The sequence below is a fragment of the Streptomyces sp. NPDC046335 genome, assembly GCF_055587985.1.
The window spans coordinates 61,451-79,713 of the sequence record NZ_JBVJFF010000006.1 but is presented as its reverse complement, the minus strand read 5'-3'; the positions used below and the strand labels follow the sequence as shown (position 1 = coordinate 79,713).

The window sequence follows — 18,263 nt, the reverse complement described above, 5'->3', positions numbered from 1 at the left end:
CCCGCGGCTCGGTTGGCCGGGGGTTCGGCGGCCCGGGCATCAGAGGCCCCGGCGTCTGTGGTTCGGGCGTCCGTCGCCCCGGCGCCTGCGGCTGGGGCAGCTGCGATCCCGGCCGCGGCGGTTCGGGCATTAGCGGCCCCCGCGTCCGTGGTCAGGGCGTCCGAGGCCCTCATGACTGCGACCCCCGCCTCCGTGGCTCGGGTATCCGTGGCCTCTACGTCCGTGGCTCGGGTATCCGTGGCCCCGGCGCCTGCGGCTGGGGCAGCTGTGTCCTCCGCGCCTGCGGCTGGGGCATCCGGGCCGCCCACGTCCCGGGCCTGGGCAGTCACAGCCCCCACACTCCCGGCGCTCCCGCCCCCCGAAGCCCCCGGGACGGCGTCTCCGCTCCGGGCGGCCCCGTCTCGCGCCGCTCGGGCGATGAGTGACGTCGAGGATCGGCCGTCGAGGTACGGGAGCAGCACCGCCTGGCCGCCCCACTCCTCCAGGAGCGTCGCCTCGGGCAGGTCCGCGCCGGAGTAGTCACCGCCCTTGACCCATACGTCAGGGCGCAGCCCGGCCAGCAGCCGCTCCGGAGTGTCCTCGTCGAAGACGGCCACCGCGTCGACGCACCCCAGGGCTAGCAGTACGCGGGCCCGGTCGGCGAGCGGGTTCACGGGACGGCCCTCCCCCTTGCGGCGCCGCACCGACGCGTCGGAGTTCACGCAGACGATCAGGCAGTCGCCGATGCGGCGGGCCGTCTGGAGCAGACGTACGTGCCCGGCGTGCAGCAGGTCGAAGCAGCCGCCCGCGGCGACGACAGCGCCACCGGCGGCCCGCGCCCGGGCGAGCACGGCCCGCGGCTCAGGGGCCGCCTCGTCGGGGGGCATCGCATCGGGAGCCACCTCGTTGGGGGCCGCCCCATCGGGGGTCACCTCATCGAGGGCCACCCCGTCGCAGGCCGCCTCCGCGCCGCCCCGCACGGCAGGGCCGCGCGGCCGGTGGCGGGCGTGTGCCCCATGCACAGCGGAGGTGTCGGCCCCGGCCTGGCGCTCGGCGACGTACTCGCTCGTGGAGGTCTCGGCCCCGGCCCGGCCTCCGGCGACGTACCCGCTCGCGGAGGTCTCGGCCCCGGCCCGGCCTCCGGCGACGTACCCGCTCGCGGAGGTCTCGGCCCCCGCCCCGCCCCCGGCGACGTACCCGCTCGCGGAAGTCTCGGCCCCCGCCCCGCCCCCGGCGGCGAACCCGCTCGCAGCGGTCACAACCCCCGCCCCGCCCCCGGCGACGTACCCGCTCGCGGAAGTCTCGGCCCCGGCCCGGCCCCCGGCGGCGAACCCGCTCGCAGCGGTCACAACCCCCGCCCCGCCCCCGGCGACGAACCCGCTCGCGGCGGTCACAGCCTCCTCGACCGTCGCTCCCACCAGCGCCCCGTCGGCCAGCAGACCCGCCGCTGTGGCGGCGAACCGGTCGCCGGCACCGCAGGTGTCGCCGTGGTGGGCCGCGGGCGCAGGGATGAACAAGGGGTGCTCGCCGTAGGAGAGCAGAGCGCCGCGTGCGCCCATGGTCACCGCGACGGAGGCCGCCTCCCAGCGCCCCACGAGCGCGGCCGCGTCGCGGGCGGCGTCGCGCAGGCCGCCCGTAGGCGTGCCGGCGTCGCCCCGCCCGGCGTCGCCCCGCCCGGCGTCGCCCCGCCCGGCGTCGCCCCGCCCGGCGTCGCCCCGCCCGGCGTCGCCCCGCCCGGCGTCGGCGGAGTCGTCGGCTGCGGCGAACGCGCGCGCCTCCGACCGCGCCGGCGTCACCAGCCGCGTCCCCGCCACCGGAGGCCCACCGCGCGGGTGCGGGTCCCAGACCATCGGCGGACGAGCGGCCAGCACGTCCCGCAGGGCATCGGCCGCTCCACGGCCGTAGTCGGCGACCAGGACGGCCGGGGCCGAGCGAACCGCCCGCCGCGCCTCGTCGGTGGCCTCGCGGACGCGGCCCTCCCCGCGGTCAACGCGGACGACCGGGCGCCCCTGGGCGAGAACCCGGGTCTTCTCCGGCAGCGCGCCGGTCAGCGGCAGGCCGATCACCCTCACCCGGCCGTCGAGCAGCCGGCACAGCTCCTCGCTCGCCGGATCGTCGCCGACACCGGTGACCAGGGTGACGTCCCGGCCGTCATCGGCCGCGAGACGAGCCGCGAGAGCGGCACCGCCCGGCCGCACCCGCCGCCCCCGCTCGGCGACGACCGGCACGGGCGCGTCGGGAGCGAGCCGGTCGGCGGTGCCGGTCACGTCACGGTCCAGCAGCGCGTCGCCGACCACGAGCAACGGAGCCCGGACGCCGCTCATGCCGCCCCCCTCCCGACCGCCGCGTCGAACGCGGCGCACACCATGTGCACCGCCACCAGGTGCAGTTCCTGGACGGTCGCGGTGGACGCGCCCGGCACGCACAGCGCCTCGTCGCTGCCCGCCCCCAGCGGGTTGGGCGCGGGCCCGGTCAGCGCCCACACGGTCATGCCCGCCGCGCGCCCGGCGTCGGCGGCCGACAGCAGGTTGGCGCTGGCGCCGCTGGTGGACAGCAGCATCAGTACGTCACCGGCGCGGCCGTGGGCGCGCACCTGGCGGGCGAACACCTCGTCGACGCCGTAGTCGTTGGCGATGGCGGTGGTGCTTGAGGTGTCGGCGTGCAGCGCGATCGCCGAGAACGGCGGCCGGTCGTCGCGGTAGCGGCCCACCAGCTCGGCGGTCAGATGCTGGGCCTGGGCGGCGCTGCCGCCGTTGCCCGCCGCCAGCAGCCGGCCACCGCCGCCGAGGACGGCGGCCAGCTTCCCGCCCCACCGCTCGGTGAGAGCGGCCCGGTCACGGAACCGGGCCATGGCGTCCAGGTGTTCGTCACAGTGCGCGGTGACGGACGATTCGGCGTGGGTGCTCATCAGGCGACCTCCGTACGCAGTTGACGCGGTTCTCGACGGCCCAGGGCGGTCATCCGGTACACCTGTTCCACTCCGTCCGCGACCCGCCGCCACGTGTAGCGGGCCAGCACGCGCTCACGGCCCGCCTCACCGAGGCGGCGAAGCCCGCGCTCGTCCCCGAGCGGCCCACGGACGGCGTCGGCGATCGCCGACGCCTCGCCCGGCGGCACGAGCCGCCCGGTGCGGCCGTCGACGACGGTGTCCTTGTGGCCGCCGACGTCCGTCGCCACGACGGGCACCCCGCAGGCCATGGCCTCCAGCGGGACGATGCCGAAGGGCTCGTACGACGGTGTGCACAGCACCAGGTCGGCGCTGCCCAGCAGCGCGGGCATCCGGCGGGGGTCCACCGCGCCGAGCAGCCGCACCCGGTCGGCCACGCCTTCCTTCTCGGCCACTTCGCGCAGCCGTTCGGCCTCGGGGTCGGTGTCCAGCCGGTCGGCGGGCGGGCCGCCGGCGATGAGGAGTTCGGTGTCCGGGATCTCGGCCAGGGCCCGGATGGCCTGGTCGTAACCCTTGCGGGGGACCAGCCGGCCGCAGGCGAGCAGACGGTGCCGCTGCTGACGCGCGGGGATGTCGGCGGCGTCCGCCCCGGGGCGGAACCGGCCGGCGTCCACTCCGCACGGCACGACGGATACCGTGCGCCGGGGCACGCCCATGGCGGCGAGTTCGCGCACCTCGTCCGAGCAGGTGGCGAGCACCCGTTCGCAGCTCCGGCCGAGCTGCCGCTCGATGCCCGCCCGCTCGGCCGGGCTGGTGTCGTCCCGGCCCTGGTGGCGCCGCTTGACCGTGCCGAGGGCGTGGAAGGTCTGGACGATCGGGACACCGTACGGGCTCGCGCCGAGCCGGGAGGCCATGCCGGACATCCAGAAGTGGGCGTGCACCACGTCGGGCCGCTCGTCGCGCCAGGCGCGGGCCAGGTGCGCCCCGAAGGCGGGCATGTGCGCGAACAGGGCGTCCTTGGGGATGGCCTCGGGCGGCCCGGCGGGAACGTGTTCGACGACGGCGCCGCCGGGCAGCGGCACCCGGTCGGGCAGCTCGGTGGAGTCACGCCGGGTGTGGACGGTGACGTCGTGCCCGCGCCGGGCCAGCTCTTCGGCGAGGCGCGCGACGTACACGTTCTGCCCGCCGGCGTCGACTCCGCCGAGCGCGGCGAGCGGGCTCGCGTGTTCGGACACCATGGCGATCCTCATCGGGCCACCTCCTTCAGCAGCCGCTCCCAGTCGTCCAGGAAGCGGGACAGCCCATAGCGGCCGAGCGCCGCCGTGCGCGCCTCGTCGCCGACCTCCCGGGCGTACTCCGGGTCGGCGATGAAGTCGTGGACGGCGTCGGCCAGCACATCGATACGGGTGGAGACCACCCCGGCGCCGGGCGGCACCGCCTCGGTCACCTCGGTGGTCGCGAGCGCGACCACGGGCATGCCGAGGTGCATCGCCTCAAGGAGGGAGAGGCCGAGGGAGGTCCAGCGGACCGGATGGAGGTAGAGGCGGCGTTCGGCCATCGCCGCGTGCAGGTCCCGCTGGACGAGTTCGTGCGAACGGCAGCGCTCCGGCGGCAGCCCGAGGTGGTCGGCGAGCCCGTCGGTCCCCATGCCGAAGACGTCCAGCGGGGCGGCCCGCGCGAAGACCGGCAGCAGGTCGGTGCCCGTCGTACGGCCGCGCCGGACCGGTTCGTTGGTGACGACGGCCGCGTGCGGGATCTCGCCGGTCCACCGGGCGCCGGGGTCGACGATGCCGTGTTCGATGACGGTGGTGTCGGCACGTCCGGTGTCCCACATCAGGCGGTTGAAGTGGGTGACGTGCACCACCGGGACGCCGGGCAGATCGGCGGCCGGATGCCGGGTGTCGGGCACGTCGCCGTCGGGGGCGTTGTGCTCCAGGTACACCATGGGCGGCCGGCGGCCCAGCCACCGCTGGGCGAGGGCGTACTCGTGCGGGCGTTGCAGGATCACGACGTCGATACCGGCGTCCCGCAGCTCCTCCGGCGGGAGTTCGATCACCGAGTCCGGCCAGTCGAAGGTGCGGGCGCGGCCGAGCCCGTCCGGCCCGCGGTCGGGGGTGACCGGGACGACGTAGGTGTGCGGGCCCTGGACGAACGCGGTGGTCCAGGAGCCGTGCACGTGCCAGATCAGAATCCTCATTCGGCGACCATCACCTTTCCTACGGCGGCCACGACGTCGTGCGCGGTCACGGACTCCAGACACGGGTGGCCGGGCACCGGGCAGTTCCTGGCGCGGCTGCCCGCGCACGGCGCGCCCTGGTCGCCCAGCAGGACGTACGGAACGCCGTAGGGGCGCCAGCGCTCGGCCGGAACGACCGGGGCGAACAGGGAGACGACGGGGGTGCCGACGGCCGCGGCGAGATGACCTGGCCCGGTGTTGCCCGTGACGACGGCATCGGCCCCGGCGAGCACGCCGGCAAGTTCGCCCGGGTCGGTGCGCCCGCCGAGGTCGAGACCGTGCTCTCCGGCCACGGCCGCGGTCAGCTCGCGTTCGCCCGGGCCGCCGGTCACCACGACCCGGTGCCCGGCGGCCGTCAGCTTCCGTACGGTCTCCGCGCACCGGTCCACGCTCCAGGCGCGGGCGGGGACGCTGGCGCCGGGGTGCAGCACGACGTATGGCCCGGGACCGCTGAGGCCGGTGGTGACGGGCGGGGGCAGGACGCTCAGCCGCCCGTCGTCCGGTCGCGGGAACCCGGCGGCCTCGGCCAGGTCCAGGGCGGCCTCGGCCTCATGGGCGTGCGGGGCGCGCTGGTGGCGTACGTCGAGCAGCGAGCCGGGGTAGTCGACGCTGTCCGCGGCGATGTGCTGCACACCGGCCAGCCGCAGCAACAGGGCAGCGGGCAGCGGCGATTGGTGGAAGGACGTCAGGATCAGGGCGGTGTCGGCGTCGATCGTGTCGACGAGCTGGTCGAACTCGCCGCGGCCGACGGGCGGCGGTGTGAACCCGGCCCAGGGCGCGTCCCATACGAGGATGTCGTCCACGCCGGGCAGCAGGCGGGCGGCCGGGGCACCGAGCGGCCCGCACAACACGGTGACGTGGTCGGCGCGGGCGGCCACGGCACGGATGGCGGGTCCGGCGAGCAGCACGTCGCCGAAGCTGTCCAGGCGGGTGACAAGAGCCCTCATCGCACCCTCCCGGCGGCGTCGTGGACGAAGTCCTGCTCGGCGAGTACGCGCGGGAACGGCGGGCCCGCCAACACCGCGCGCACGGCGGACAGCGGGTCGGGCGCCACATGTTCGGCGGCCGCGACCTCCTCGGGCCGGGTCAGGGGCGTGGGGACGAGGACGCCGAGCGCCCCGGCCCGGCGGGCGGCCTCGACGTCGGCGCCGATGTCACCGATGACGGCGACGCGCTCCGGAGGGGTCCGCAGCCGCTCGGCGGCCGTGATGATCATGCCGGGCTCCGGCTTGCGGCAGCCGCAGCCGTCGTCGGGGCCGTGCGGGCACATGGCCCAGACGTCGAAAGGCCCCACCAGTTCGGCCAGCCGTTCGTTGACCCGGCGCACGTCGGCCGTACGGAGCAGCCCTCGCGCGACGCCGGACTGATTGGTGACGACGCCCGTGCCGATGCCGCGCGAACGCAGCAGGGCGAGGGCCTCACGGGCGCCGGGAACGGGACGGACCAGGTCGGGGTCGCCGTTGTAGGGGACGTCCTCCACCAGGGTGCCGTCGCGGTCGAACAGCACGGCGTCGATCGCGTTCACGGAGCCACCTCCAGCCAGGGCCCGGCGTCGCGGTGGCGCCACATTCCGCTGAGCCGGTGCCAGGTGGCGGCCGGCGGAATCAGCACGCTGGTGGCGAGCATGGCCCCGACCTCCTGCCGGGTGCGCGGTCCCGGCGCGATGCGCGCCCAGGCGAACTCACCGGTGGCGGCGGCCCAGCCGAGCGCGGCCACCGCGGCGGCCCGGCGGCGTCCGGCCACGGCGAGCGCGCAGGCGGCGAGCCCGGCCGCCGTGATCGCGACGTGGCCGCGCAGCCGGCCGCGCGGCGCGGCGGCCCGCTCCCACCAGTCGGCACCGTGCAGGCGCCGCATGAGGGCGTCGTCGGCGTTGCCCCGCTGGGCGCGCAGGGACACCCAGCGGTCGGCCCGCCGCACCGGATGCCGTGTGGTGCGCCGGCCCCGGTCGATCCGCCACCCGGCGTCGAGGACGCGCAGGGCGAGGTCGGCGTCCTCGCGGAAGGCCCGCGGGAACCGCTCGTCGAAGCCGCCGACCTGCTTCAGCGCCTCGGCGCGGAAGGCCATGTCCGCGGTGATCCACCGGGCCTGTGCCAGCCCGGCGGTGCCGCGCTCCCAGTCGGTGGGGCGGCGTTCGCCGGGCAGCGGCACGGTGATGACGCCCTGCACGCCGCCGGTATCGGGCTCGGCCGCCGCGAGGTCCTGGGTGAGCTGGTCGCACCAGTGCGGCCCGACCTGCACGTCGTCGTCGAGGAAGGCGATCCAGGGCGTGGTGGTGGCGCGCAGCCCGGTGTTGCGGGCGGCTGCGGGGCCGCGACTCGTGCTGTGGACGACCAGGGTGCGCTCGCGCAGGTCGCCGAGGACACTCAGCGGGTGCTCCAGCGCAGCGGGGTCGGGTTCCGCGTCGGGCCGGTCGTCGACGAGGACGATCTGGTCGGGCTTGGGACCGGTCGCGGCGGCGAGCGCGGCGAGGCAGTCGGCGAGGGTGTCACGCGCCAGCGTGGGAATCACCACGGCGTAAGCGGTCATAGGTCAGGCCCTCCCGAACATCGCGCCCCGGCGGACCGCGAAGGGGCCGATCGCCAGCAGGTCCACGGGAGCGGAGCCGAAGCACTCCAGGGCGTCCCGCGGATCGTCGACCATGGGCCGCCCGGCGGTGTTCAGGCTGGTGTTCACCACCACGGGCAGCCCGGTGCGCCGCTCGAACGCGCTCAGCATGCGCGCCACCAGCGACTCCTGGCGGGCCTCGACGGTCTGGATGCGGGCGGTGCCGTCGACGTGCACGACGGCAGGGACGCGGTTGCGCCACTGTGCGGCGACGTCGTGCACGAAGAGCATGTACGGGCTGGGCAGCGGCCCGTGGAACAGCTCGTGGGCGCGTTCGGCGAGCACCATGGGCGCGACAGGCCGGAACTCCTCGCGGCCCTTGACGCGGTTGAGCCGCTCCAGGTTCTCGGCGCGGCCCGGATGGGCCGTCAGGGAGCGGTGCCCCAGAGCGCGGGGCCCGTACTCGCCGCGCCCCTGGAACCAGGCGACGACACCGTCCCGCGCCGGCTCGTCGGCGACGGTCTCGGCGATGTCGGGCGGCTCGTCGCAGGGAACACCGGCGTCCTCCAACCAGGCGCGGATCTCCTCGTCGCTCCAGCCGCGGCCGAGGTCCGCCCCGGTCATGGGTTCCGGGTTCTCGGCCAGGTGCAGGGCACCGCCGAGCGCGGTCCCGGCATCACCGGCGGCGGGCTGCACCCACACGTGCCGGTACGGGCCCTGCGCCGCGATCCTGCTGTTGGCCACGCAGTTGAGCGCCACGCCGCCGGCCAGAGCGAGGGCGGCCCAGTCGATGCCGTGGGTACGGAAGCCGCCGTCACCGGTGGCGTGCACGTCCTGGCGCGGCTGGGGCAGGAAGCGGGGCTTGCCGTAGGAGGCGAGCGCCATCACCTTGTACTCGTCGCTGCTGCGCAGGAAGCCGAGGTGCTGGGGCAAGTCCTCGTACACCAGACCGAGCGAGTGGGGCAGCGGCTGGGAGTAGAGCGTGTCGAGCTTGCCGCCGTCGTAACGCCCGGCCAGGTGGGAGGCGCTCTCGCCGCGGCCGTCCAGGACGAGGACGGCGCTGTCGCGGTGTGGGGCGGCGCGCCCGGCGGAGGCGGCGTGCGCGACGTGGTGCGGGACGAAGACGACCCGTTCCGGGTCGAGCCCCGGCAGGGCCTCGGCGAGGAACTCGGGGGCGCGGCGCGCGTAGTCCTGCCGCAGCGGGTCGAACGGGTCGTCCAGGCCCATGTCGGCGGCGGGCCGGGCGAGGCCGGGGTCGTAGGAGTAGGTGACCGCGTCCAGCTCCTCGGGACGGATACCCGCGTGCTCCAGGCACCAGCGGGCGGACAGCTCGGGAAGCTCCCACGCGGAGAACGGCACGGGTCGCTTGCCGTGCTTCCGGCGGCTGAAGCGCTCCTCCTCGGCGGCGGCCGACGTGCGTCCGTCCACGACGAGGGCGGCGGCCGGGTCGTGGAAGAGGGCGTTGATTCCAAGGATGCGCATCGGTAGTACTCCGTCCCGGGCGACGTAAACGGTCACTCTGGTCTCGGGTCCCGCACGGCAGTTGCCTCAAAAACTTGGAGACAGCTCCTTCGGCGCGCGGCTGCGGGTGCGGGTTCCGGTCAGGCGGCCACCGCGTGGGAGAACCAGCCGATCGTCCGCTTCAGGCCCTCCGTCCAGTCCACCTGCGGCTGCCAGCCGAGACGCTCGCTGGCCAGCCGGGTGTCGGGGCGGCGCCGGCAGGGATCGTCGACCGGGCGTTCGATGAAGCGGATGCGCGAGGCGGAGCCGGTGAGGTCGACGATGTGGCGGGCGAGGTCGACCATGGTGATCTCCTCGCCGCCTCCGATGTTGACCGGGCCCGACTCGCCGGAGCGCGCCAGGGCCACGACCCCCTCGACGGTGTCGTCGACGTAGCACAGCGAACGGGTCTGGCTGCCGTCACCGGCCACGGTCAGAGGCATGCCGTCGAGGGCCTGAGCGATGAAGGTGGGTACGGCACGGCCGTCGCCGGTGCGCATGCGCGGACCGTACGTGTTGAAGATCCGCACGATGGCAGCGTCGGTGCCGTGCACGCGGTGGTGCGCGGTGACCAGGGCTTCGGCGAAGCGCTTGGACTCGTCGTAGACGCTGCGCGGCCCGATCGGGTTGACGTTGCCCCAGTACGTCTCGCGCTGCGGGTGCTCCAGTGGGTCGCCGTACACCTCGGACGTGGAGGCCAGGACGAAGCGGGCGCCGTCGGCGCGGGCTCGCTCCAGCGCGAGGCGGGTCCCGTTGCTGCCGACGTCCAGGGTCTCCAGCGGCAGCCGCAGATAGTCGGCGGGGGAGGCCGGGCAGGCGAAGTGCAGTACGACGTCGAAGCGGTCGCGCAGCGTGCGCCAGACCGCGGGATCGGTGGCGTCGCCGTGCACGAAGCGGAAGCCGTCGCGCTGACGCAGTTCGGCCACGTTGCCGCGGGCGCCCGTGGCCAGGTTGTCCAGGCACACGACCTCACAGCCGTCGTCGAGCAGCCGACCGCAGAGGTGGGAGCCCACGAACCCGGCACCTCCGGTCACCAGAGCCCGTCGCCAAGTCTGTCCGAACACGGGGCACTCCTCACTCTTGGACACACATGCGTGTCGGTCTGGGTAACCGGATCCTCCTCTCGCATACGTGACAGCGCCTGACCGGCGGCCGGGCAAGCGCACCGGACCGGGGACGCCGGAAGCGGCAGCGCACGAGAACCACTCTGCGTGCCACGAGGAGCACCATGCGCGGGCATGCTGCGCCGAACGAGTGAGCGAGGCGTGGTCGACGCCCGGCGATGCGCACGCGCCCGGCGATCGTCATGCGCACGGCCCAACCGACGGCCCCGGCCTGGGCCGCGAGGTCTGGGCGGGCACCGGGCCCGACCAAGTGGCGGTGCGGCGGAGCGATGTGCAGACTTTGGGGGAGAGCGACCCGATCTCCGTACGCGCGGACGACGCGCTGCTGCGCTCGGCCGCCATCACGGGAGCGGACGTACTGCTCGTTCCCCTTGCCCTTCCCGACGAGCCGTCCCTGTCCGACGACGCGGACCGGGAAGCCACGGAGGCCGCGGACGGCACCGGAGGCACGGCGGACACCGACCTCCCCGCCGGGGGCATCGGCGCACTGCTGCGCTGGACGTACTGACCATTCGGACAAGCGGAGGTGCGCACGCATGGAGCGAGGCAGCAACCAGGTCGGTCCCCGCAAGGACGACGAGATGAAGCACGAACTGGAGGGTTACCTCCGGTCCGGTCAGCACACGCACGTGGAGGAGGGCAACGACCCCGAGCCGCCGGCGGACGACGACATCCGTGTCGACCCGGGGGGACCGGTGCCCCCGCCGGGCGCCGAACGCGACCAGGCCCAGGCGGCCGCCGAGGCGGAGTCGTTGCGCCTGGAGATCGCGCGCCACCTGGAGAACACCGTCTTCCCGGCCAACCGGCAGGCGGTACTGGACGTCCTCCAGGCACACCACGCGCCGGACACCGTGCTGGAAGCCGTGCGGCGCCTGCCGGACAAGGGCACGTACGCGAACGTCACCGAGGTCGCCGCCGCCGCAGTCGCCGGAACCCGACGCCAAGCGGAGTGACAACCACCGAACCAACCGAACAACCAACCGAACCATCAGAGGAAACAAGGAGAGACACCATGGCGGACATCAGCCCGATCGACCTTCAGAAGGCGCTCAAGGGCGCCGAGTACCCCGCGAGCCGGGACGACCTGGTCTCGTTGGCCCAGGACAACGGCGCGGACGACGCACTCGTGAGCAAGCTCGGTGACGCTTCGGCGGACCAGTTCGATGGACCGAATGAGGTCCAGAAGGCTGTGTTCGACAACGCGTAGCGGGGACCCGTTCCTACAGCCCGAACCCGTCCCACATCCGGAGGCGATGGCCATGCCCGAACCAGGAAGCAAGAAGTACGACACGCGCCGCGCGCGGCTGCGCAAAGACGCGGAGCAGTCGGGAATCTCCGATCAGGACGCCAACGAGGCCGCGAACGAGACGCTCCAGAACGACCCTGACTGGCAGAGCCGGGGCCCGCGCACGGAACGCGGCCGGGGGCCGAAGGGCGAACGTACGGGTAACGCCGAGCAAGGAGACGTGTGATGACGAAGGCGCGGGACATCATGACCGGCGGGGCCGAGTGCATCGGCGCGAAGGAGTCGGTGCTGGACGCCGCCCGCAAGATGAGGGAGCTCGGCGTGGGCGCGTTGCCGATCTGTGGCACGGACAACAAGCTCAAGGGCGTGCTGACCGACCGGGACATCGTGGTGAAGGTGCTCGGCGCGGGCAAGGACCCCGCCACCTGCGAGAGCGGTGACCTCGCGCAGGGCGAGGCGGTGACCATCGGCGCGGACGACGACGCGGAAGAGATTCTGCGCACGATGACCGCCCACAAGGTACGCCGTCTGCCGGTCATCGACGGCCACGACCTGGTCGGCATGGTCGCCCAGGCCGACGTCGCCCGAGCGCTGCCCGACCCGAAGGTCGGTGAACTCCTCGAAGCCCTGTCCACCGACTGAACCACGCCGCTGCTCGCACACCACTGCTCTGAGCCCGGGCCGGCCGGCCCGCTCGCGGGTCGATGGGTATATCCGTGTGAATCAACGGACCGTCTCCGGCGTATCGGCCTTGTGTCAGCGAATCGAGGCGGGGGCCCGCCGTACAGTCGGCGCCCGTGGCGCACACCTTCGACGAACTCGTCGCTATGCAGCGCGCGGCCGACGCCGCGCACGACCAGGCCGAGCGGCTGCGACAGCAGTACGGGCCGCCCGCCGCACAGCGCTGGTCCGATCAGCAGTTGCAGACGTACGAAACGGCGTGGCGAGCCTGGCGTGATCTGGCCCGGAACATGCAGATCGCGCTCGCCGCGTACGCGAAGGAGCAAGGCGAGACCCGGCAGGACGCGGAAACGCGCGTGAAAACCGCTGCCGGGCGGCCGGAGTAGCACCGGAGCAGCACCGCGCCCGTCAGGAACCGGTGACGGGGCTGTCGGCGGGCAGGGGCAGCCGGATGCGGAAGGTCGCGCCCTGGCCGGGGGCGGTGTCGACCTCGACGTGTCCCCGGTGTGCGCCCACCAGGGAGTGCACGATGGACAGGCCCAGACCGGCGCCGCCCGTCTGGGTACGGCCGCGGGCGGTGTCGGCCCGGTAGAAACGGTCGAAGACGTGGGCGGCCTGCTCGGCCGTCATCCCGGGACCCTGGTCGCTCAGCTCAAGGACGGCCTGGCCGTCCAGCGTGCCCACGCCGATGCGCACCGGCGTGCCGGGCGGCGTGTGGGCGATGGCGTTGCCGACGAGGTTGGAGGTCACCTGGCGCAGGCGCGCCTCGTCACCGAGCACGGGGGCGCGGCCGGGCGGGCCGCCACCCGGACCGGTCAGGGTCACGGGGCGCTCGGGCGCCATGGCCCGCAGGTCGTGCAGCGCGTCGGCGGCCAAGGTGCGCAGGTCCATCGGAGTGAGCCGCAGGGGCAGACGCGCCTCGGCTGTCGCCTCGTCGTCGAGTCGGGCGAGCAGCAGGAGGTCCTCGACGATACGGACGAGGCGGGCCGCTTCGCGTTCGACGCGGTTCATGGCGGAGTCGACGTCGGTGCGCAGGGGCATGCCGCCCATGCGGTACAGCTCGGTGAAGCCCTTGATGCCGAACAGGGGAGTGCGCAGTTCGTGGCTGGCGTCGGCGATGAAAGTGCGCATGCGCTCGTTGGTGACCGCGCGGGCCGCGTCTCCGGCTTCGATCCGGTCGAGCATGCCGTTGAGCGCCGCCGACAGACGTCCCAGTTCGGTGTTGGTGGAGGCCGGTTGCGGGACACGGCTGGACAGATCACCGCCCGCGATGGCCGCCGCCGTCGTCTCGATGCGCCGCAGCGGCCGCAGGCCGGCCCGTACGGCGTACCAGGCGATGACGCCCAAGAGGACGAGGACCAGGGAGTCGATCACCAGCATCCACACGCCCAGGTGCCGGATCGTGGAATGGACCGACGCCAACGAGCCGGCCGCCACCACGCTGCCGGAAGCCGCTTCTCCCGCGCTCGGCAGGCTGACCTTGCCCGCCTCCACGGTGACTGTCACCACCCGCCAGTCATCCCCGTCGTCGCTGTCCGGTACCTGGAAGGAACGCCCGTCACGTGCCTCGACCGACGCCCCGTCGAGTACCGGAAGCCGTGGGGTGCTGTCGGTGGCCGGGCTGAGTGTGTGCTGGATACGCCCCTCGGCGTCGAGGAAGGCGACGTACACATCGCCCATCAACTCGCCCTGCACCGCCCCGCGTAGTTGTGCTGGGGTGGTCCGCCGGTGGTGGTCCGCCGGCACTTGGTCCAGGCCCGGCAGCCGCGCGGCGGTCGTGGCAGCCGTGCGCAGCCGGTCGTCCAGCTGGTGCACCAGCTGCCGCTCCAGCAGCGTGACGAGCAAGGCGTTGCTGGCCAGCAAGGCGGCGACGACGAGCAGCAAGGCGATGGCCACGACCCGACCGCGCAGCGACAGACGGCTGGTCGGCCCGGCCGCGCGGACGGCAGTCATGCGCGGGCCCTGCGCAGGACGTATCCGGTGCCGCGCACGGTGTGGATCAGCTTCGGCTCACCTGTGTCGATCTTGCGGCGCAGGTAGCTGATGTAGGAGGCGACGATGGAGTCGTCCCCGTCGAAGTCGTAGTGCCAGACCTGGTCCAGGAGCTGATCCCTTGACAGGACCTGCCCGGCGTTCTGCATCAGTACGCGCAGCAGGCTGAACTCCGTGGGCGACAGCTGTACCGGCTGACCTCCACGGGTCACCTGGTGGCTGTCGGGGTCCAGTTCCAGGTCGTCCACGACCAGCAGCCCGTCGCTCCGGCGGCCGCTGGTGCGGCGCAGGACGGCCCGGATGCGCAAGGTGAGCTCTTCCAGATTGAAGGGTTTGGTGACGTAGTCGTCCCCGCCGGCCCGCAGTCCGCTGATCCGGTCCTCGGCCGCGTCCCGCGCGGTCAGAAACAGGATCGGCGGATGCCCGACCCCGACCCCTTGGCCGACGGGGTGCTCCCGCAGCCGGCGGGCGACCTCGAAGCCGTCGAAGTCGGGCAGCATCACGTCGAGGACGATCAGGTCGGGGCGCTGTTCGCGGACCGCTTCCAAGGCCTGGGTGCCCGTCTCGGCTGTGATCACCTGAAAGCCGGTCAACTGCAAGCTGGCGGAGAGCAGCTCACGCAGCGTGGGTTCGTCCTCCACCACCAGCAGTCGCTGTGTCGTCATCACGGTTACCCATCCCCGACCGGTGGTCCTCTGTCTTCACTGTTCCGACTGCTCTGACTGCTCTGACTGTTTCGACTGCTCTGACTGTTCCGACTGCTTCGACCTGCTAGGCGTCACGCTTGCGGAAGACGACGAATGCGGCCACCAGCAAGGCCCCCACACACCCGGCCATGACACCCAACCCTGCCCAGGGTCCCAGCAATTCGGGATCCTGGACGCTGGTGATGATCTGGCCGCCGGCGATCGGCGGCCAGTACGTCGACACCCAGTCGCCGACTCCGCCGGGCAGGGCCGGAGCGAACGCCTGGACGATCAGCATGACACCGAACAAGGTGGTCACCGTCGCCGTGGTGGAGCGGATCACCGTGCCCAGAGCCAGACCGAAGAGCCCGGCCAGTGCCAGATATAGGCCACCACCAGCGATGCCGCGCAGCGCCACGCCGTCGCTGAGCGCCAGGTACGGAGCGCCCGCCCCCGACAGCGTCGCCTGCCCGACCAGAAAGCCGGCCAGCGACACCGCGATCCCGACCGGGAACACCACGCCCACCAGTACGACGGCCTTGGAGACCAGCACCCGTGCCCGGTGCGGCACGGATGTGAGCGTGGGGACGATGGTGCGCGCCCCGTACTCGCAGGTGATGACCAGGCCACCCAGCAGACCGAGCGCGATCTGCGCGAGCAGGTAGCCGCGCATGCTGGTGGCCAGCGGGTCGAACGTGGCCTGGTCCGCGGGGCTCATGTCCGCGAACTCGCTGCCTGCGGACGAGCCGTTCAGCGCGGCCAGCCCGACGGTGAACGCCAGGGTGCCCAGAACCACGAACAGCGTCGACCGCATCGTACGGATCTTGATCCACTCGGCGTGGAGGCTGTGCCGGAAGGTCACCTTCCCGCCCTGCGTACGGTTTGATCCGCGCCGCATACGGTCTGAGCTGCCCTGCGTACGGTTTGATCCGCCCTGCGTACGGTCTGAGCCGTCCTGCGTACGGTTTGATCCGCGCTGCGTACGGTCTGAGCCCCACCGAGGGCGTCGCAGGAAGGCGGGCCGGCGGCGTCGGCGGGGCTTCGCCGGCTGGGCGGGGGGTCGCGTGGTGGTGCGGCTCATCGGCTCGTCTCCTCGTCTGCCCGGTACTCGACCGCATCGCGGGTCAGATCCATGAACGCCTTCTCCAGGGATGCCTGGCGCGGGGCCAGCTCGTGCAGCTCCACCCCGCCGGCTGCCGCAAGAGCTCCGATCTTGGCGGCTTCCAGACCGGTCACGACCAGGGTGTCGCTGCTCTCGCCACGAACCTGCGCGGCCGCGGCGAGCATGCCGCGCAGCTCCTCGGCCTGCGGGGTGCGGACCAGGACCTCGCGCTCGGAGTGCGCGTCGATGAAGTTCCTCATCGTCATGTCGGCGATCAGCCTTCCGCGGCCGATGACGATGAGGTGGTCGGCGGTCAGTTCCATCTCGCTCATCAGATGGCTGGACATCAACACCGCGCGCCCTTCGGCGGCCATCTTCCGCATCAGCGAGCGGATCCAGACGATCCCCTCCGGATCAAGGCCGTTGAGCGGTTCGTCGAAGACCAGCACCGGAGGATCGCCCAGCAGCGCCGCGGCGATACCCAGCCGCTGGCGCATCCCGAGGGAGAAGGTCCCCGCCCGGCGCCGACTCACCTTCTCCAGGCCGACTTCCGCCAGCGCTTCGTCCACCCGGCCGCGCGGGATCGCGTTGCCGGCCGCGAGCGCCAGCAGGTGGTGATAGGCGGTGCGGCTGGGCAGCACCGCCCCGGGGTCCAGCAGCGCACCGACGGCTTTCAGCGGCGCGGGCTGCTCGGCGTAGGGCCGCCCGCCCACGGTGGCCGTGCCGGAGCCGGCGGCATCCAGGCCCAGGACGATGCGCAGGGTGGTCGACTTTCCGGAACCGTTGGGCCCCAGAAACCCGGTCACCTCGCCGGGACGGACAGCGAACGTCAGATCGTCCACGGCGAGGACATCACCGTAGCGTTTGGTCAGGCCACGTACTTCGATCATCGAGACTCCAGAAACCGGTGGCAGAGGCGCATGCGACAGCCGCATGCGCTGCGTTGCTCCACCGTCGGTCCACGACGTGAGCCGGACCTGGACGAACATGTGCGCCTCATGACAACGCCAGGCCCCCGACCAGGGAAGACGTCATAGACGACGCTCGACGAGACCGAGACTCACATGAAACGCACATGACCCTCGTACGAAGCGAAGCGAACCGCTGCGGCTGCAACCGCCGCGCATTGCCGTAACCGCCGCGCATCGCCGTAAACGCTCGCACCTTTTGGAGTCACGTCCCGCCAACGGCGCGTTTCGGCAGGATGATTGCCATGGCTGAGACAACACGGCGTTCTCCGAGTTGAGGCTGACGATCTCCGGAGAAGACGCATTGGAGCACTTACGCGCCCTACGCGATTGGCTGGCCCTCGAAGAAGCACTTCGTGGTCGACTGGTACTGCATGGCGAGGCTCCAAAACCCGGCCATATGGGCACGTCCCTGGACGTGCTGATGGTAGCTCTCGGTTCGGGCGGTGCCGGCGCTGTGCTGGCACGCTCCCTGACAACGTGGCTGACCCAGCGGCGCGCCGCCGCACAAGCCCGGCTGGCAGCGGGGATTCACATCGGCGATCTCGACCAGGCTGCTGCCGCCGCCCGCGCCATCGACCATCCCGACCAGCAGGCACTCTCCCTGATCGATGTCGCGCGCGCCCTCGCCGCGGCGGGAGAAACGGAACGCGCGATCACGGTCGCCATGACGATCACCACTCCAGACCGGCAGGCCGACGCACTGTCCGAGGTGGCCCGGCTGGCCGCGACTCGCGGCGAACTCGACTCGGCTGAACACGCAGCGCTCGCCATCACCGTACGTGGCGGCCGATCACCTGCACTGCTTGGCGTGGCCTGGGAAGCCGCCCGCGCCGGCGACCTCGACCGCGCGGAACGAATCGTGGCTACGATCGCCGACGAAGCATGGCGTCAGGTGGGCATGCACGCTGTCCGAGCCCGACACGACTTCTTTCCGGCAGGCCACCTCCGAGGCGAGACACCGCCCGCCAGCCACCTTCGGTGTGACACCACCGCTTCGACCGCCAATCCAGAGCAGAGAGCCGAAGAACTGCTCAACGAGGTAAGCGCCGCGCCTGCCGATCCGTCCGCCGTCAAACTCATGGCCGAGGCGATACACATCGGCCCCGTAGTGCCGGCGATGGCCTCACTCGGCCGCGTCGACCCTCAGGCGGCAACTGCCACCGCCGACGCGCTACTGACTCTCCTCCAGTGACATCGTGCCGACGCGGACTCGACCGGGCCCTGCCCGGTGGTCACAGGCCGAAGCGCACTCGGCCCCTGGAGGTCGGCCAGGGCGGTGATCGCAATGTGTCAGTCTCCGCCCCGGGGGCAAGGC

Annotated in this window: 19 protein-coding genes and 2 pseudogenes; 7 read left to right on the top strand and 14 right to left on the bottom strand. The window is 73.0% G+C overall.

Annotated elements, in window-relative coordinates; translation table 11 throughout:
* Positions 1 to 401: 401 nt before the first annotated feature.
* From rfaE2 to ACZ6JY_RS15815, 10 genes and pseudogenes are all read right to left on the bottom strand, one after another.
* Positions 402 to 962 (bottom strand): annotated as a pseudogene (gene rfaE2, locus ACZ6JY_RS15860) (D-glycero-beta-D-manno-heptose 1-phosphate adenylyltransferase); the annotation flags it as partial.
* Between the two features lie 375 nt (positions 963 to 1,337).
* Positions 1,338 to 2,303: pseudogene (locus ACZ6JY_RS15855) on the bottom strand (PfkB family carbohydrate kinase); the annotation flags it as partial.
* Positions 2,300 to 2,887 carry a D-sedoheptulose-7-phosphate isomerase gene (locus ACZ6JY_RS15850; protein WP_469196318.1) on the bottom strand — a complete coding sequence of 196 codons (588 nt, stop codon included), beginning with the start codon at positions 2,885 to 2,887 and terminating at the stop codon, positions 2,300 to 2,302. The pseudogene ACZ6JY_RS15855 and the gene ACZ6JY_RS15850, both read right to left, overlap by 4 nt.
* On the bottom strand, positions 2,887 to 4,116 hold the full coding sequence (locus ACZ6JY_RS15845) for a glycosyltransferase (protein WP_469196316.1): 1,230 nt from the start codon (positions 4,114 to 4,116) through the stop codon (positions 2,887 to 2,889). Before ACZ6JY_RS15845 ends, ACZ6JY_RS15850 begins: the two co-directional genes overlap by 1 nt.
* Positions 4,113 to 5,063 carry a glycosyltransferase gene (locus ACZ6JY_RS15840; RefSeq protein WP_469196314.1) on the bottom strand — a complete coding sequence of 317 codons (951 nt, stop codon included), beginning with the start codon at positions 5,061 to 5,063 and terminating at the stop codon, positions 4,113 to 4,115. The genes ACZ6JY_RS15845 and ACZ6JY_RS15840 overlap by 4 nt, the downstream gene beginning before the upstream one ends.
* Positions 5,060 to 6,049 (bottom strand): glycosyltransferase family 9 protein, encoded by a 990-nt coding sequence (locus ACZ6JY_RS15835; RefSeq protein ID WP_469196312.1) that lies wholly within the window; start codon positions 6,047 to 6,049, stop codon positions 5,060 to 5,062. Before ACZ6JY_RS15835 ends, ACZ6JY_RS15840 begins: the two co-directional genes overlap by 4 nt.
* Positions 6,046 to 6,627, bottom strand: coding sequence for a D-glycero-alpha-D-manno-heptose-1,7-bisphosphate 7-phosphatase (locus tag ACZ6JY_RS15830; RefSeq protein WP_469196310.1), 582 nt, complete (start codon positions 6,625 to 6,627; stop codon positions 6,046 to 6,048). Before ACZ6JY_RS15830 ends, ACZ6JY_RS15835 begins: the two co-directional genes overlap by 4 nt.
* A complete protein-coding gene (locus ACZ6JY_RS15825; RefSeq protein ID WP_469196307.1) occupies positions 6,624 to 7,628 on the bottom strand; it encodes a glycosyltransferase family 2 protein in 1,005 nt (334 codons plus the stop codon). The genes ACZ6JY_RS15830 and ACZ6JY_RS15825 overlap by 4 nt, the downstream gene beginning before the upstream one ends.
* A 3-nt stretch (positions 7,629 to 7,631) precedes the next feature.
* The gene (locus ACZ6JY_RS15820; protein WP_469196305.1) at positions 7,632 to 9,128 is read right to left on the bottom strand and encodes a carbamoyltransferase family protein; all 1,497 of its coding nucleotides are present in this window, start codon (positions 9,126 to 9,128) and stop codon (positions 7,632 to 7,634) included.
* Between the two features lie 119 nt (positions 9,129 to 9,247).
* On the bottom strand, positions 9,248 to 10,210 hold the full coding sequence (locus tag ACZ6JY_RS15815) for an NAD-dependent epimerase/dehydratase family protein (protein WP_469196303.1): 963 nt from the start codon (positions 10,208 to 10,210) through the stop codon (positions 9,248 to 9,250).
* Between the two features lie 190 nt (positions 10,211 to 10,400).
* Here ACZ6JY_RS15815 and ACZ6JY_RS15810 point away from each other — a divergent pair, with 190 nt between their 5' ends.
* From ACZ6JY_RS15810 to ACZ6JY_RS15785, 6 genes are all read left to right on the top strand, one after another.
* Entirely contained in the window at positions 10,401 to 10,778 is a 378-nt protein-coding gene (locus ACZ6JY_RS15810) for a hypothetical protein (protein ID WP_469196301.1), read from the top strand.
* A gap of 28 nt (positions 10,779 to 10,806) precedes the next feature.
* Positions 10,807 to 11,223, top strand: a complete 417-nt coding sequence (locus ACZ6JY_RS15805; protein ID WP_469196299.1) for a DUF2795 domain-containing protein — start codon at positions 10,807 to 10,809, stop codon at positions 11,221 to 11,223.
* Between the two features lie 59 nt (positions 11,224 to 11,282).
* Complete coding sequence (locus tag ACZ6JY_RS15800) at positions 11,283 to 11,477, top strand: DUF2795 domain-containing protein (protein ID WP_469196297.1); 195 nt, start codon at positions 11,283 to 11,285, stop codon at positions 11,475 to 11,477.
* A 52-nt stretch (positions 11,478 to 11,529) separates the two neighbouring features.
* A complete protein-coding gene (locus ACZ6JY_RS15795) occupies positions 11,530 to 11,742 on the top strand; it encodes a hypothetical protein (protein ID WP_469196295.1) in 213 nt (70 codons plus the stop codon).
* Positions 11,742 to 12,158 (top strand): CBS domain-containing protein, encoded by a 417-nt coding sequence (locus tag ACZ6JY_RS15790; RefSeq protein WP_469196293.1) that lies wholly within the window; start codon positions 11,742 to 11,744, stop codon positions 12,156 to 12,158. Before ACZ6JY_RS15795 ends, ACZ6JY_RS15790 begins: the two co-directional genes overlap by 1 nt.
* Positions 12,159 to 12,313: 155 nt before the next feature.
* Positions 12,314 to 12,583: a hypothetical protein gene (locus tag ACZ6JY_RS15785; protein WP_469196292.1), complete on the top strand. Its 270-nt coding sequence runs from the start codon at positions 12,314 to 12,316 to the stop codon at positions 12,581 to 12,583.
* 22 nt (positions 12,584 to 12,605) lie between these two features.
* On the opposite strand, the gene ACZ6JY_RS15780 is transcribed toward ACZ6JY_RS15785, so the two are convergent.
* The 4 genes from ACZ6JY_RS15780 to ACZ6JY_RS15765 all read right to left on the bottom strand — a co-directional run bounded on the left by ACZ6JY_RS15780 (position 12,606) and on the right by ACZ6JY_RS15765 (position 16,867).
* Positions 12,606 to 14,150: a sensor histidine kinase gene (locus tag ACZ6JY_RS15780; protein WP_469196290.1), complete on the bottom strand. Its 1,545-nt coding sequence runs from the start codon at positions 14,148 to 14,150 to the stop codon at positions 12,606 to 12,608.
* A complete protein-coding gene (locus tag ACZ6JY_RS15775; RefSeq protein ID WP_469196288.1) occupies positions 14,147 to 14,854 on the bottom strand; it encodes a response regulator transcription factor in 708 nt (235 codons plus the stop codon). Before ACZ6JY_RS15775 ends, ACZ6JY_RS15780 begins: the two co-directional genes overlap by 4 nt.
* 106 nt (positions 14,855 to 14,960) lie before the next feature.
* A complete protein-coding gene (locus ACZ6JY_RS15770; protein WP_469196286.1) occupies positions 14,961 to 15,737 on the bottom strand; it encodes an ABC transporter permease in 777 nt (258 codons plus the stop codon).
* Positions 15,738 to 15,952: 215 nt separating this feature from the next.
* Positions 15,953 to 16,867, bottom strand: coding sequence for an ABC transporter ATP-binding protein (locus ACZ6JY_RS15765; protein WP_469196947.1), 915 nt, complete (start codon positions 16,865 to 16,867; stop codon positions 15,953 to 15,955).
* A gap of 352 nt (positions 16,868 to 17,219) precedes the next feature.
* Between ACZ6JY_RS15765 and ACZ6JY_RS15760 the strand changes: the two genes are divergently transcribed.
* The gene (locus ACZ6JY_RS15760) at positions 17,220 to 18,140 is read left to right on the top strand and encodes an effector-associated constant component EACC1 (protein ID WP_469196284.1); all 921 of its coding nucleotides are present in this window, start codon (positions 17,220 to 17,222) and stop codon (positions 18,138 to 18,140) included.
* Positions 18,141 to 18,263: the final 123 nt, after the last annotated feature.

Bases quoted from the DNA above. Each gene is read 5' to 3' on its own strand.
- ACZ6JY_RS15850 (WP_469196318.1), bottom strand. From the start codon at position 2,887: ATGAGCACCCACGCCGAATCGTCCGTCACCGCGCACTGTGACGAACAC.
- ACZ6JY_RS15845 (WP_469196316.1), bottom strand. From the start codon at position 4,116: ATGAGGATCGCCATGGTGTCCGAACACGCGAGCCCGCTCGCCGCGCTC.
- ACZ6JY_RS15840 (WP_469196314.1), bottom strand. From the start codon at position 5,063: ATGAGGATTCTGATCTGGCACGTGCACGGCTCCTGGACCACCGCGTTC.
- ACZ6JY_RS15835 (WP_469196312.1), bottom strand. From the start codon at position 6,049: ATGAGGGCTCTTGTCACCCGCCTGGACAGCTTCGGCGACGTGCTGCTC.
- ACZ6JY_RS15825 (WP_469196307.1), bottom strand. From the start codon at position 7,628: ATGACCGCTTACGCCGTGGTGATTCCCACGCTGGCGCGTGACACCCTC.
- ACZ6JY_RS15820 (WP_469196305.1), bottom strand. From the start codon at position 9,128: ATGCGCATCCTTGGAATCAACGCCCTCTTCCACGACCCGGCCGCCGCC.
- ACZ6JY_RS15805 (WP_469196299.1), top strand. From the start codon at position 10,807: ATGGAGCGAGGCAGCAACCAGGTCGGTCCCCGCAAGGACGACGAGATG.
- ACZ6JY_RS15800 (WP_469196297.1), top strand. From the start codon at position 11,283: ATGGCGGACATCAGCCCGATCGACCTTCAGAAGGCGCTCAAGGGCGCC.
- ACZ6JY_RS15795 (WP_469196295.1), top strand. From the start codon at position 11,530: ATGCCCGAACCAGGAAGCAAGAAGTACGACACGCGCCGCGCGCGGCTG.
- ACZ6JY_RS15790 (WP_469196293.1), top strand. From the start codon at position 11,742: ATGACGAAGGCGCGGGACATCATGACCGGCGGGGCCGAGTGCATCGGC.
- ACZ6JY_RS15780 (WP_469196290.1), bottom strand. From the start codon at position 14,150: ATGACTGCCGTCCGCGCGGCCGGGCCGACCAGCCGTCTGTCGCTGCGC.
- ACZ6JY_RS15775 (WP_469196288.1), bottom strand. From the start codon at position 14,854: ATGACGACACAGCGACTGCTGGTGGTGGAGGACGAACCCACGCTGCGT.
- ACZ6JY_RS15765 (WP_469196947.1), bottom strand. From the start codon at position 16,867: ATGATCGAAGTACGTGGCCTGACCAAACGCTACGGTGATGTCCTCGCC.